This is a genomic window from Rickettsia canadensis str. McKiel, from assembly GCF_000014345.1.
In the GTDB taxonomy this organism is placed as follows: Bacteria; Pseudomonadota; Alphaproteobacteria; order Rickettsiales; family Rickettsiaceae; genus Rickettsia; species Rickettsia canadensis.
Window position 1 is genome coordinate 149,542 of record NC_009879.1, and the last position, 14,604, is coordinate 164,145.

Genomic DNA, 14,604 nt, shown 5'->3' on the forward strand with positions numbered 1-14,604 from the left:
CAAATATTTCAAAATACAAGATCAAACATTAAAAGTAATGACTAAAGCATATAATATTATTCATCATAAATTTGACGTTGTTGTTGTAGGGGCAGGCGGAGCAGGTCTTCGTTCTGCTTTTGGTATGGCTAAAGAAGGTCTAAATACTGCTTGTGTAACTAAGCTATTCCCAACTCGTAGTCATACTGTTGCTGCTCAGGGTGGAATTAGTGCAGCTCTTGGAAATATGGGCGAAGATGATTGGCGTTGGCATATGTATGATACTGTGAAAGGCTCTGATTGGTTAGGTGACCAAGATGCCATCGAGTATATGTGTAAGAACGCCGCTGATGCGGTTTTAGAGCTTGAGCATTACGGCGTACCTTTTTCAAGAACCGAAGAAGGAAAAATTTATCAGCGTCCTTTTGGTGGTATGACAACAGAGTACGGTAAAGGAAAAGCAGCCTATCGTACATGTGCTGCGGCAGATCGTACGGGGCATGTCATACTTCATACTTTATATCAACAATCATTGAAACATAAAGTACAGTTTTTTGTTGAATATTTTGCTATTGATTTATTGATGGAAGACGGTCAATGTAGAGGTGTAGTTGCATGGAATTTAGATGATGGTAGTATGCATTGTTTTAGAGCTCATAATGTAGTACTTGCAACGGGTGGATACGGGCGTGCTTATTTTTCAGCGACTTCTGCTCATACTTGTACTGGTGATGGAGGAGGTATGGCGATTCGAGCTGGTCTGCCGCTGCAAGATATGGAGTTTGTGCAGTTCCACCCGACTGGTATATATTCGGCGGGCTGTCTTATCACGGAGGGAGCTAGAGGTGAGGGGGGATATCTTGTCAATGCAAACGGTGAGCGTTTTATGGAGCGTTATGCTCCGGCCACAAAAGATTTAGCTTCAAGGGATGTAGTGTCAAGAGCAATGACTATCGAGATTCGTGAAGGTCGAGGAGTTGGCAAGTATAAAGATCATGTATTTCTACATTTAAATCATTTATCTCCTGAAATTTTATACAGTCGCTTACCGGGTATTGCCGAAACAGCTAAAATTTTTGCAGGTGTAGATGTTACTAAAGAGCCGATACCGGTACTTCCTACAGTTCATTATAATATGGGCGGAATACCAACTAATTACCATGGTCAAGTTATAATTAAAGAGGGCGAAAATCATAACACTATAGTAAAAGGTCTTATGGCAATTGGTGAGGCTGCTTGTGTATCGGTACATGGTGCTAATCGTTTAGGATCAAACTCTTTGCTTGATTTAGTAGTATTTGGTAGAAGCTCTGCATTAAAAGCAGCTGAGCTTATTAAGCCTGCTAGCCCGCATAAGTCTTTAAAAGAAGAAAGCCTTGAAAAAGTTATAAATAGATTTGATAAAGTTCGTCATAGTAATGGTAATATTTTAGTTGCAGATTTAAGGCTTAAAATGCAGAGAACTATGCAAAGCCACGCTGCGATATTTAGAACTCAAGAGGTACTAGACGAAGGAGCGGAAATGATTAGCGAGATAAGGGCTGGTTATAAAGATATAAAGGTTAACGATAAATCTTTAATTTGGAATAGTGATTTAGTCGAAGCCTTAGAGCTAGATAATTTACTTGATCAGGCTTTGGTAACGGTATATTCAGCAGCTGCAAGAAAAGAAAGCAGAGGTGCCCATGCTAGGGAAGATTACCCTGATCGTAATGATTTGGATTGGATGAAGCATACCCTTAGCTCTATCAATGACGTAGGTACAGTAGTGCTTGATTATAAACCTGTGACGTTAACCACTTTAACTGATGAAGTAAAAGCAATCCCGCCAGCAAAGAGAGTGTACTAATAGTTTAATGTGAAAAATTGGCGTCATTAGTTCGTGGATACCTAAATCATTATTGCACGCATTTGCTCAGAGCGTTGTAATCCAGTAAAAATAATAAAATGCTGTAAACTAGCATTTTTATTTCTTCCTTGTTTAGTCAATTACTTCGTAATTTTTCTTGCCATGACGAAAAAATTGATCTACGCAGGAATAAATCTATAAATAATTTATGTTTGAGTATTTAATAAAATTCTATCCAAAAATCCTTTTTATTGTAGAGGGGACTTTAGTTACTTTAAAATATAGCGTTATTGCCGTTATATTTGGTTTAGTTATAGGGATGTTACTTGCTATTTGTAAGGTAAATAAAAATTATGCTTTAAGATTCTTTGCAAATTTCTATACTTCTATTTTTAGAGGGACGCCTCTGTTAATTCAGCTAAGTATTATTTATTTTGCATCACCTTATATAGTAGGTATTAAATTTAGCGTGTTTACGGCAGGGGCGATTTCCTTTTCTCTTAATTCGGGTGCATATGTTTCAGAAGTAATTAGAGCAGGAATTAATGCGGTTGATAAAGGTCAGTTTGAAGCGGCTGAAGCTCTTGCTATTCCAAGGTATTTAATAATGCAAGATATAATCCTACCGCAAGCAGTTAAAAATATTTTTCCATCATTAGTAAATGAGCTTGTAAGTTTGATTAAAGAATCAGCCATTATTTCTATGCTTGGAGAAATAGATTTAATGCGTAGAGCACAAATTGTATCAATTGAAACATATAATTATTTTTTTCCAATGCTTATTGCTGCGTGCTGTTATTATATTTTAGTGATGTTAATCAGCTTTATAGCAAAAATAATTGAGAAAAAAATGATTGTTAATTAAAACATACTTGCTTTTATAGAAAAAGTAATTATAATTCAAGTTTAGTATAATTTACAAATGCTTATAATTTGTATTTAGAAATGATTTAAAACTAAAGGGTGGAGTGTTTTTCACCCTTTAGTTATCGTATATAAGTTTTTTTGGAGTATTTATTTTAATGCCGACATATAATCAATTAGTACGTTTTGGGAGAAAATCAAAAACTCGTAAGACAAAATCTCCTGCCTTAGAATCTAATCCTTTTAAAAGCGGTGTTTGCTTAGTTGTAAAAACCGTTACCCCTAAAAAGCCTAACTCTGCACTTCGTAAGATCGCAACGGTACGTTTAAGTAATAAAAGAACTGTAAATGCATATATTCCAGGTGAAAAGCATAGTGTAAAGGAACATGATAGGGTGTTAGTAAGAGGCGGTCAGGTGCCTGATCTTCCAGGGGTGAAATATCATATCGTACTCGGTGCTTATGATATTGCCGGAGTTAAAGGACGTAAGCAAGGTCGTTCACGTTACGGTGCTCCTAGTAAACAAGTTGCAGTTACAAAAAAATAAATTATTAAGTTAGAGAGAAAAAATCAAATGTCACGTCGTCACGCCGCGGGAAAGCGAGTAATTTTACCTGATATGAAATATAACAGTATTTTGTTGTCAAGATTTATCAATAATCTTATGAAAGAAGGAAAGAAAGCTCTTGCAGAAAAAATTGTTTATTCAGCTTTTAATAAAATTGAAAAAAAGCATAGAGTCGATCCATATCAAATCTTTAATAATGCTATGCATAACGTAAAGCCGCATTTAGAAGTTACTTCCGTTAGAGTAGGAGGAGCGAATTATCAAGTTCCGACACATGTTGATGAAAGCAGAGGTTATGCCCTTGCTAGCCGCTGGATTATTAATGCTGCGTTAAAACGTTCTGAAAAAATGATGATTGATAAACTCGCTGAAGAGTTGTTTGAAGCTTCTAATAATAGAGGCGTTGCCATTAAGAAGAAAGAAGATACTCATAAAATGGCTGAAGCTAATAAAGCTTTCTCTCATTTTAGTCCTAAAAAAATGAAATAAGGTAAGCTAATTATGACTAAAATAAACAAACTTGAGTATATTCGTAATATAGGTATATGTGCTCACATCGATGCTGGTAAGACTACAACTACTGAGCGTATTTTATATTACACTGGTAAATCACATAAAATAGGTGAAGTTCATGAGGGCGGTGCTACCATGGACTGGATGGAGCAGGAGCAAGAGCGTGGTATAACCATTACTTCGGCTGCTACTACCTGTAGATGGCAAGATAAGATAATAAATATTATTGATACTCCTGGACACGTTGACTTTACTATTGAGGTAGAACGTTCGCTTCGTGTTCTTGATGGTGCGGTTGCAGTATTTGATGGTGTAGCAGGTGTCGAACCGCAATCTGAGACGGTATGGAGACAAGCGGATAAATATAATGTTCCTAGAATGTGTTTTATCAATAAAATGGATAGAATGGGAGCAGATTTTTATAGATGTGTTGAAATGATCAAAGATCGTTTAGGAGCAAAACCACTTGTGATTCAGTTGCCTGTAGGGATTGAAGAGAATTTTAAAGGTATAATTGATCTTGTGAAAATGAAAGCAGTGATTTGGAAAGATGAATCACTTGGAGCCGAGTATTTTGCAGAAGATATACCTGCCGATATGAAATATAAAGCTGAAGAATATCGTACTAAATTACTTGATATGGTTGTTGAGTTAGATGACCATATTATGGAAAAATATTTATCAGGTGAAGAAGTAACGGAAGAAGAAATTGAAAGATTAATCAGAAATGGTACTATTTCAGCAGCTTTTTATCCGGTTTTATGTGGTAGTGCTTTTAAAAATAAAGGAGTACAGCCTTTACTTGATGCCGTAGTAGGTTTTTTGCCTTCACCTATTGATATAGGTATAGTAAAAGGCATAGAAGTAAGTACTGGTGAAGAAAAAGATTTTCCTATTTCGGTAACTGAGCCTTTTGCAGCTTTAGCATTTAAAATTATGAATGACCCGTTTGTCGGTTCATTAACTTTTATTAGAATATATTCGGGGAAAATTACTTCTGGATCGACTGTTATTAATACCGTAAAGAATAAAAGAGAAAAAATCGGTAGAATGCTATTAATGCATGCTAATAATCGTGAAGACGTAAAAGAAGCATCGGCAGGTGATATAGTAGCTTTAGCAGGTCTTAAAGATACTACTACCGGTGATACGTTATCCGATATTGATAAGCAAGTAATCTTAGAAAGAATGGAATTCCCGGAGCCGGTGATTGAGCTTGCGGTGGAACCTAAATCAACAGCTGATCAAGAAAAAATGGGCTTAGCGCTTTCTCGTTTGGCAGCAGAAGATCCGTCCTTTAGAGTTTCAATGGATCATGAAACAGGACAAACGGTGATAAAAGGAATGGGAGAACTTCATTTAGAAATTATCATTGATCGTATGAGAAGAGAGTTTAAGGTTGAAGCAAATATTGGAGCTCCTCAAGTAGCATATCGTGAAACTATAACTAAAATCTGCGAAATTGATTATACTCATAAAAAACAATCAGGAGGTGCGGGGCAATTTGCACGTGTAAAAATTATCTTTGAACCTTTAAATCCAGGTGAAGGTTTTGTTTTTGAAAGCAAGATTGTCGGTGGTGCTGTGCCTAAAGAATATATACCTGGTATTGAAAAAGGATTAAATAATATTAGAGAAACCGGTGTTATTGCTGGTTATCCTATGATTGATTTTAAAGCGACTTTAGTTGATGGTGCGTTTCATGATGTAGATTCTAGTGTACTTGCGTTTGAAATTGCAGCAAAGGCAGCATTTAGAGAAGGGATGCTGAAAGGTAATCCTAAATTACTTGAGCCGATTATGAAAGTTGAAGTTATCACTCCTGATGAATATATGGGAGATATTATAGGTGATTTAAATAGTCGTAGAGGACAAATCCAAAGCATGGATCCAAGAGCAAATGCTCAAGTAGTTACCTCTAATGTTCCTTTGGCAGAAATGTTTGGTTATGTTAATACACTTAGGTCTCTATCTCAAGGTAGAGCTCAGTTTAGTATGATATTTTCTCATTATGATCAAGTGCCGAGTCAGATAGCTGATGTTATTAAAGCTAAAAAATAATTGAGGGTTCTAATTAGATATAATTAATGTTACATCTGACAAAGGTAATATTATTTTGTCTGTGACAGATTATAAGTGAGAAGTACCAGTTATTATAGTAATTTTTAATAATAGCAAATATTTTTAATAAATCTTATTGATTTTTTATTAAAAATATGATAGGAGTGTAGCTCAATTGGTAGAGCGCCGGTCTCCAAAACCGGAGGTTGCGGGTTCGATACCTGTCGCTCCTGCCATTATAGGTTTGAGTTTTTTACTATAAAATGTAGACTTCTTATAAAATTCGCTTATAGAGAGGAATTTGAAGGAGACACTTTAGCTTGAATTGCATTGTACATAGTAGTAGGTTAGAATGTAAGTGCTGGATCATTGTCTCAATTACCTAGAGAAGTAGCATGTTATGATAAGTCTAATAAATTACCTAACAAAAATATGTTTAAAGAATATAAAATTTATAAGTTTTTTGAACAAGTTAAACAAGAAACTTATAAGGTAGTTTGGCCAACTAGAAAAGAGCTTGTAGCTTCAACATTAGTAGTGGTGGTCGCAGTGTTTATTTTTAGCTTAATTTGTTTGGTGCTTGATTATAGTATACATAATATAATGAAGCTTTTGCTTAATATTGGCAAATAGTATAAGGAATAAATTGTGACAGCACAGAGTTTAGATAATATATTACCTTCTTCTAAGAAGAATATAAAACAGTGGTATGTAGTACATACGGCATCAGGAGCAGAGAAACGCATAAAAGAAGATATGCTTAGAAAAATCGCTAAACAGAAAATGACAGATTTTTTTGAAGATATATTAATACCTGTTTTTGGAGTTTCTGAAGTTAAACGTGGTAAAAATGTTAAGGTAGAAAAAAAGCTAATGCCGAGTTATCTTTTGATAAAGATGAATATGACTGATAAATCTTGGCATTTTGTAAAAAATATACCTGGAGTAACTGGCTTTTTAGGAAGCAAAACCATGCCCAAAGCACTTACAGAAGGTGAAATACAAAATATTTTTAATAATCTGGAAGCAGAAGCTAAAGAAGCAAAAAATTCTAAATTGTATGAAGTCGGTGAAATAGTGACTGTTACAGACGGTCCTTTTGAAACTTTTATGGGTACGGTAGAAGAAATAGATCAGGAAAAAAATAGGTTAAAAGTTTCAGTGTCAATATTTGGTAAAGCAACTCCAATAGAACTAAATTTTAGTCAAGTAAAGAAAAATGATTAAAAGATGGTAGTATATTTAGAATACTCCTAAATAAGATGAAGAGTAGGTAAATAAATTTTTTAATACCAAGTGAAACCAGCTGTTTCATTTTTATTACTCATTATTTAATTTCTTCAAAAAAAGAAGTATATGTCTAATTAGGACTAAAGCGCGATATATATAAAAATTGCCTCTACGTAATGAGTGTTATTAAGTAATATTAATTTAAGAAAAAAATAAGGATATTTATCAATGTCTCAGAAAGCAATAAAAGGTTATATTAACTTGATCATTCCGGCTGCCGGGGCAACTCCTGCCCCTCCTATAGGGCCGGCACTTGGACAGAGGAAAGTTAATATTGCAGCATTTTGTAAAGATTTTAATGATGCTACACAAGCTATGGAAAAAGGCATACCTCTGCCAACAGTAATTACTGTTTATGAAGATAGAAGTTTTTCTTTTAAAATAAAAACTTCTCCTGCTTCTTATTTTTTAAAGAAGTATGCTAAAATTACTAAAGGTTCTAGTGCTACTAAAAAAGAAGCCGTAGTAGGTAAAGTTACTATGGATGATTGCCGTGAAATTGCAAAGTTAAAAATGCCTGATTTAAATACAAAAAATATTGAAGCGGCAACAAAAATTATTTGTGGTAGTGCTGCATCTATGGGACTTGAAGTGGTAGGGAATTAATTATTATGTCAAATAAGAAAGATATTGCTGTAAAAAATAGCGGCGGTAAAAAAATAAGAGAAGCTAGAGAGAAAGTAAAATCAGATACCTTATATAATTTAACAAATGCAGTTGAGCGATTAAAATCAGCATCATATGTTAAATTTGATCCAACTTTAGAAATAGTTATGAAGCTTGGAATTGATCCTAGGCATTCCGATCAAATGATACGTGGCGTAGTTAATTTACCTGCTGGTACAGGCAAAACCGTAAGAGTTGCTGTTATTTGTAAAGCAGAAAGAGTAGAAGAAGCTAAAAGTGCCGGAGCAGATTTAGTAGGTTCAACAAGTATCATTGATGAAATTAAAGCAGGAAAAATTAATTTTGATGTATGTATAGCTACTCCCGATATGATGGCAGCTATAGGTTCAGTTGCAAGAATTTTAGGACCAAAAGGTTTAATGCCTAACCCTAAACTTGGTACTGTAACTTTAGATATTAAAAATGCTATAAAAAACGCTAAAAGTGGTCAGGTAGAATATAGAGCAGAGAAAGCAGGTATAATTCATGCAGGGCTTGGGAAATTATCTTTCTCAGACCAAGATTTATTACAAAATTTAAATGAGTTTATTGAGGCAGTAATTAAAGCAAAGCCTGCTGGATTGAAGGGAAGTTATTTAAAAGCAATGTATTTATCTTCTACTATGGGAGCATCGGTACAAATAGATTTAACTAGTATAGCATAATTTTTATAAACCGTTTCTATTTAAACAACGAAAATAGCGAATTATTACATAATAAGGTGAAAGCCGGCTTCGACCTTTTATATAAAAATATTAGTTTTATTTAAGGATTTATAGGTTATATTTTATTTTTGAAATCAAGTGAAGAACTGCTTCAAGCTTGATTTATACAGCTTTTAAAACAATAGCAAATTACATATGTTTTGCTATTAGTGGTAAATAGATAATCAATAATAGTTTTAGGATTTAATATATTTAAAACTGTATTATAAAAGGAGAATTAAAAGGTGTTAAGATCAGAAAAATCAGTAGCAGTAGAGGATATTGTAAATATTTATAAAGAATCGCCGTCTGTAATTATTACTCATTATCACGGGTTAACTGTTAGTCAAGTCAGTTCACTTAGAGAATCACTTAAATCTCAAGAAGCAGGTTTTAAAGTAGTTAAAAATACTTTAGCAAAAATAGCTGCGAATCAAACAGGGCTTAATAATATTGTTGAATTATTTGCGGGTCCTACTGCTATTGCTTATTCTAAAGAACCGGTTGGGATGGCAAAATTAGTAGTTAATTTTGCGAAGGCTAATGATAATCTTAAGATTATTGGTGGAGTAGTCGATAATCACGTATTAGATAAACATTCAATAAAAGAACTTTCTAAGCTACCTTTACTTAATGAGCTTAGAGGTAAAATTGTTGAGTTATTACAAGCACCTGCTACTAAGGTTTTAGGTGTTTTACAAGCCCCGTCTTCGAGTATGGCGAGAGTAATACAAGCACATGCTAGTAAAAATTAACTTAATATAAAAAAGTAAAAAGGAAAAAATTATGGCAGATTTAGCTAAAATTGAAGAACAATTATCATCATTAACATTAATGCAAGCAGCTGAACTTGTGAAAATGCTAGAAGAAAAATGGGGTGTATCTGCAGCTGCTCCTGTTCCTATGGCAGCTGCATCCGCTCCTGCTGCCGCTGAAGAAGCAGTTGCAGAGAAAACAGATTTTGAAGTAGTGTTAACAGCTGTAGGTGGCAAAAAAGTTGAAGTAATTAAAGTTGTAAGAGAAATTACGGGTCTTGGTTTAATTGAAGCTAAGAAATTAGTTGATGAAGCTCCAAAGGCAGTTAAACAGAGTGTAAAGAAAGCAGAAGCAGAAGAAATTAAAAGTAAATTAGAAGCTGCTGGAGCAAAAGTTGAATTAAAATAATTATTTCTGCACTAGGTTCTGTAAAGAAAATTTAAATTATTTGTATTTTTAGATATTTTTAAGTGAAAATTAATAAGATTCTTGCAGGAATAGTTGTTTTATTTTAAAAAAGCTTATAATTTGCAATCAAAAAGAACTAAATGTAGATTAATTTTCTTTTACAGAACCTAATGTTTTTTGCATTACAGATGGAATATTTTATAGCTTTAAATTCACTTTTTAAATAAAAAAGCCTTATTTTAGTGATTAAATTTGAATAAGGCTTTTTTATTTTAAAATAATTTTATTAACGTACCATACGTCTAGAAATTTAAATTATTGAATGGCCTAGGCTCTGTGAACGTTTCTAATTGATTTTTTGTTTTTAAGTAAAAATTAATAAGATTTTTGAAAGAATAGCTGCTCCTATTTTCAAAAATCTTATAATTTACAGGAAAACATCGTCTACATTAAATCTTTATTAGAAATGTTTACGAGGCCTACACAAGATCTAAATGAGAAGCTTACTAGGTTTCTTTAATTTAGGTTCTATGTAAAAAAAATTAAAACGGTATATTTTTAGTTTTGTACTGTATAAGTATTTTGTTGAAATATGTGTAGCTATTTCAATAAAAACTTTATTGCTTAAAATATAATGTAAATTTTATATACAGAACCTAGTCACTTCAATACGGGCAGTAATTTTATCAGTCAGGAGATTATATGGTTTTATTAAGGGATAATATAGAAGTACAACCCTTGTCAAATAATAGAAGAATAAGAAAAAATTTTGGTCACATAAATTTAGTAGCAGATATACCAAATTTGATTGAAATTCAAAAGAACTCATATGAAAAAAACTTTCTACAGTTAAATATTAAAGATTCTGAAAGAAAAAATAAGGGTTTACAATCTATATTAAACTCAATTTTTCCTATTTCAGATTCTTCTAATATTGCTAACTTAGAATTTGTAAAATATGAATTTGATACTCCAAAATATGATGTAGAAGAGTGTAGTCAAAGAAGTTTAAGTTATGCTGCTCCTCTTAAAGTTACTTTAAGATTAAGTATTTGGGATATAGATGAGGATACTGGTACTAGAGAAATTAAAGGGATTAAAGAGCAAGAAGTCTATATGGGTGATATCCCATTAATGACTAAAAACGGTACTTTTATTATCAATGGTACGGAAAGAGTAGTTGTATCACAAATGCATCGCTCACCAGGTGTATTCTTTTATCATGATGAAGGAAAAATCCACTCTTCCGGAAAGTTGTTATATTCTGCTCGCGTTATTCCATATAGAGGGTCTTGGCTTGATTTAGAGTTTGACGCTAAGGATATTATTTATTTTAGAATTGATAGAAAAAGAAAACTGTATGCTACTACTTTACTTAGAGCTATAGGCATGAGTACTGAAGAAATTATTAAATTTTATTATAATTCAGTAACTTATAAGCTTGTTCAAAATAAAGGTTGGGCGGTTAAATTTATGCCTGGGCATATTACTGCTCATCGTTTAACAAGTGATTTAGTAGATGCAGATACTGGTAATGTTTTACTGAAAGCAGGACAAAAAATTACCCCTCGTTTAGCTCAAAAATATTTTAGAGAAGGGCTTAATAATGTTTTAGTAGCTCGTGAAACTTTAATTGGCAAATATCTATCCGAAGATTTAAGAGATCCTGTAAGTGATGAAATATTAGCAAAAATCGGTGAAATGATTACTGCTGATATGCTCAATGTTATTAATGATCTTAAAATTAAGAATGTTAACGTATTAGTGGTCAATCCTCAATCAGGTCCGTATATAAGAAATACCTTATTTGCCGATAAAAACCAGGATCGAGAGACAGCATTATGTGACATTTTTAGAGTTTTAAGACCAGGTGAACCTGCTAATATTGAAGCTGCCGAAGGCCTGTTTTATAATTTATTTTTTGATGCGGAAAGATATGATCTTTCAGAAGTTGGGCGAATAAAAATGAATTCTAGGTTAGAGTTGAATATTTCTGAAGAAGTGACAGTTTTAACAATTGATGATATTAAAAATATCGTAAGGGTTTTAGTAGAGCTTAAAGACGGTAAAGGTATCATAGACGATATTGATCATTTAGGTAACAGAAGGGTGAGATCAGTAGGTGAATTAATAGAAAATCAATTCAGAATAGGTCTAGTCCGAATGGAAAAATCTGTAATTGAAAGGATGTCCGCAGGTGATGTTGATACACTAATGCCTCATGACTTAGTAAATTCTAAAATTTTAGTTTCAGTAGTAAAAGAATTTTTTAGTACTTCACAATTATCACAGTTTATGGATCAAACAAATCCATTATCGGAAATAACTCATAAAAGGAGGCTATCAGCACTAGGTCCTGGAGGTCTTAGTCGAGATCGAGCAGGTTTTGAGGTGCGTGACGTACATCCGACTCATTATGGTCGTATTTGTCCTATTGAAACACCTGAAGGTCAGAATATCGGGTTAATTAACTCTATGGCTACCTATGCTAGAATAAATAAACACGGCTTTATAGAGAGTCCGTATAGAAGAGTTAAAGATGGGCGTGTAACTGATGAAGTAGTATATCTTTCTGCCATTGAAGAAGGTAAATACAAAATTGGACAAGCAAACTCTAAAGTTGATAAAGACGGAGTGCTACAAGGAGAGTTTATTAATTGTCGTGTTGAGGGAGGAAATTTTGTAATGGTAGAACCGCATGAGGTAGATTTCATTGATGTTACTCCTATGCAGGTAGTATCAGTTGCAGCTTCTCTTATACCTTTCCTAGAAAATGATGATGCTAATCGTGCTTTGATGGGTTCAAACATGCAAAGACAAGCCGTTCCTTTAATTAAAACGGATGCACCTTTTGTAGGTACTGGAGTTGAAGGTGTAGTAGCTAAAGATTCCGGAGCATCGGTACTTGCATTACATGACGGTATTGTTGAGCAGGTAGATTCAAATAGAATCGTGATTAGAACTTTAGCACAAAAAGCTGACGGTTCTCCTTCGGTTGATATTTACAATTTACTAAAATTTCAAAAATCTAATCATAACACTTGTATTAATCAAAAGCCTTTAGTTAAAGTCGGTCATTATGTTAAGAAAAACGATATTATAGCTGATGGTCCTAGTACGGATAACGGTGAAATTGCTTTAGGTAGAAACGTACTTGTGGCTTTCTTACCTTGGAATGGTTATAATTTTGAAGATTCAATTTTAATATCTGAACGTATAGTAAAAGAGGATATTTTTACATCTATTCATATTGAAGAGTTTGAAGTAATAGCAAGAGATACACGTCTTGGTCCTGAAGAAATTACGCGTGATATACCGAATGTAAGTGAAGAAGCATTAAGTCATCTTGATGAAGTTGGAATAATTTATGTAGGTGCAGAAGTAAAAGCCGGTGATATTTTAGTTGGAAAAGTAACACCGAAAAGTGAGTCGCCTATTACACCTGAAGAAAAATTATTACGTGCTATTTTCGGGGAAAAAGCCTTTGACGTAAAAGATTCGTCACTGCACGTACCTTCCGGAGTTAGCGGAACCGTAGTAGAAGTAAGGATATTCTCTCGTAGAGGTGTGGAAAAAGATCAGCGTGCTATTGCTATTGAAAAACAACAAATTGAAAAATTAGCGAAAGACAGAGATGATGAGTTAGAAATTGTTGAGCATTTTGTATTTAGTTGGCTTGAAAAGCTTTTAGTAGGGCAGGTGATTATTAACGGTCCTAAGCAAGTAAAAGCAGGGCAAACTATTACTACTGAAGTGCTAAAAGGCTTATCTAAAGGGCAATTTTGGCAGCTTACCGTGGAAGATGCAAATATAATGAATGAAATAGAGCAGATAAAGACTCATTATGATGAAAAAAAAGAGGCTCTTAATAAACGATTTGCTACTAAGGTAGAAAAATTGCAAAGCGGTGATGATTTACCTCAGGGAGCTTTGAAAGTAGTAAAAGTATTTATTGCAACTAAGCATAAATTACAACCTGGTGATAAGATGGCAGGAAGACACGGAAATAAAGGTGTTATTTCACGTATCGTCCCTGAAGAGGATATGCCGTTTTTAGAAGATGGAACAGTGGTGGATATTGTTCTGAATCCGCTTGGTCTTCCATCTCGTATGAATATAGGTCAGATTTTAGAGACGCATCTTGGGTGGGCATCAATAAATTTAGCAAAAAAAATATCTACCTTAGTACAGGAATATCAAAATAAAAAGATCGCTATTGAGCAAATTAAGAAATTCTTAATTAAGCTGTACGGAGAAAATATTAATTCTGTACTTGAAAGATCAGAAGAAGAGATTATCTCTTTCTGTAAGAAAGTAAGTAAAGGCGTACATTTTGCAACTCCTGTGTTTGATGGAGCAAAAGTTCAAGATGTTAAAGATATGTTAAAGCTTGCCGATCAAGATCCTTCAGGACAAGTAAAATTAATTGACGGTAGAACCGGTGAATATTTTGATCGTTTAGTCACTGTCGGGCAGAAATATTTGCTGAAATTGCATCATTTAGTCGATAATAAAATTCACTCTCGTTCTATAGGGCCTTATAGTTTAGTAACGCAGCAACCGCTTGGAGGTAAATCTCATTTTGGCGGACAGCGTTTTGGGGAAATGGAATGTTGGGCTCTACAAGCTTATGGTGCTGCTTATACGTTACAGGAAATGTTAACGGTTAAGTCAGATGACGTAAACGGTAGGATCAAAACTTATGATTCTATAGTACGCGGTGAAAATAATTTTGAATCAGGCATTCCTGAGTCATTTAATGTTATGATAAAAGAGTTTAGATCTTTATGTCTTAACGTAAAGCTTGAAGTGACTTCGAGTTAAATGTGTTATCCTATCGTTCAAACCGGCTTTAATGTGTTAATCAATTCTTTTTCTTGTCGTCCTGGCGATTTGATCGCAGGATCCAGTTAAAGATACTAAAATTATTAGTATAGTAAGTTGT

General features: G+C 33.7%; 12 protein-coding genes and 1 tRNA gene. All 13 read left to right on the top strand.

The window, feature by feature from the left end; all coding sequences use genetic code 11:
• Positions 1-37: 37 nt before the first annotated feature.
• Complete coding sequence (gene sdhA, locus A1E_RS00610) at positions 38-1,828, top strand: succinate dehydrogenase flavoprotein subunit (RefSeq protein ID WP_012148280.1); 1,791 nt, start codon at positions 38-40, stop codon at positions 1,826-1,828.
• 208 nt (positions 1,829-2,036) lie between these two features.
• Positions 2,037-2,693: an amino acid ABC transporter permease gene (locus A1E_RS00615; protein WP_012148282.1), complete on the top strand. Its 657-nt coding sequence runs from the start codon at positions 2,037-2,039 to the stop codon at positions 2,691-2,693.
• Between the two features lie 157 nt (positions 2,694-2,850).
• Entirely contained in the window at positions 2,851-3,240 is a 390-nt protein-coding gene (gene rpsL / locus A1E_RS00620; protein WP_012148283.1) for a 30S ribosomal protein S12, read from the top strand.
• 27 nt (positions 3,241-3,267) lie between these two features.
• A complete protein-coding gene (rpsG, locus tag A1E_RS00625; RefSeq protein ID WP_012148284.1) occupies positions 3,268-3,750 on the top strand; it encodes a 30S ribosomal protein S7 in 483 nt (160 codons plus the stop codon).
• A 12-nt stretch (positions 3,751-3,762) separates the two neighbouring features.
• Positions 3,763-5,835: an elongation factor G gene (gene fusA / locus A1E_RS00630; protein ID WP_012148285.1), complete on the top strand. Its 2,073-nt coding sequence runs from the start codon at positions 3,763-3,765 to the stop codon at positions 5,833-5,835.
• Positions 5,836-5,995: 160 nt separating this feature from the next.
• A tRNA-Trp gene (locus A1E_RS00635) sits at positions 5,996-6,071 on the top strand.
• 196 nt (positions 6,072-6,267) lie between these two features.
• The gene (gene secE / locus A1E_RS00640; protein WP_014363586.1) at positions 6,268-6,468 is read left to right on the top strand and encodes a preprotein translocase subunit SecE; all 201 of its coding nucleotides are present in this window, start codon (positions 6,268-6,270) and stop codon (positions 6,466-6,468) included.
• A gap of 15 nt (positions 6,469-6,483) precedes the next feature.
• Positions 6,484-7,062, top strand: a complete 579-nt coding sequence (gene nusG / locus A1E_RS00645; RefSeq protein ID WP_012148287.1) for a transcription termination/antitermination protein NusG — start codon at positions 6,484-6,486, stop codon at positions 7,060-7,062.
• Positions 7,063-7,293: 231 nt separating this feature from the next.
• Positions 7,294-7,731: a 50S ribosomal protein L11 gene (rplK, locus tag A1E_RS00650; protein ID WP_012148288.1), complete on the top strand. Its 438-nt coding sequence runs from the start codon at positions 7,294-7,296 to the stop codon at positions 7,729-7,731.
• 5 nt (positions 7,732-7,736) lie between these two features.
• Positions 7,737-8,456 (top strand): 50S ribosomal protein L1, encoded by a 720-nt coding sequence (gene rplA, locus A1E_RS00655; RefSeq protein ID WP_012148289.1) that lies wholly within the window; start codon positions 7,737-7,739, stop codon positions 8,454-8,456.
• A gap of 284 nt (positions 8,457-8,740) precedes the next feature.
• Entirely contained in the window at positions 8,741-9,250 is a 510-nt protein-coding gene (gene rplJ / locus A1E_RS00660; protein ID WP_012148290.1) for a 50S ribosomal protein L10, read from the top strand.
• A 31-nt stretch (positions 9,251-9,281) separates the two neighbouring features.
• A complete protein-coding gene (rplL, locus tag A1E_RS00665) occupies positions 9,282-9,659 on the top strand; it encodes a 50S ribosomal protein L7/L12 (RefSeq protein WP_012148291.1) in 378 nt (125 codons plus the stop codon).
• A 702-nt stretch (positions 9,660-10,361) separates the two neighbouring features.
• On the top strand, positions 10,362-14,483 hold the full coding sequence (gene rpoB / locus A1E_RS00670) for a DNA-directed RNA polymerase subunit beta (RefSeq protein ID WP_012148292.1): 4,122 nt from the start codon (positions 10,362-10,364) through the stop codon (positions 14,481-14,483).
• Positions 14,484-14,604: the final 121 nt, after the last annotated feature.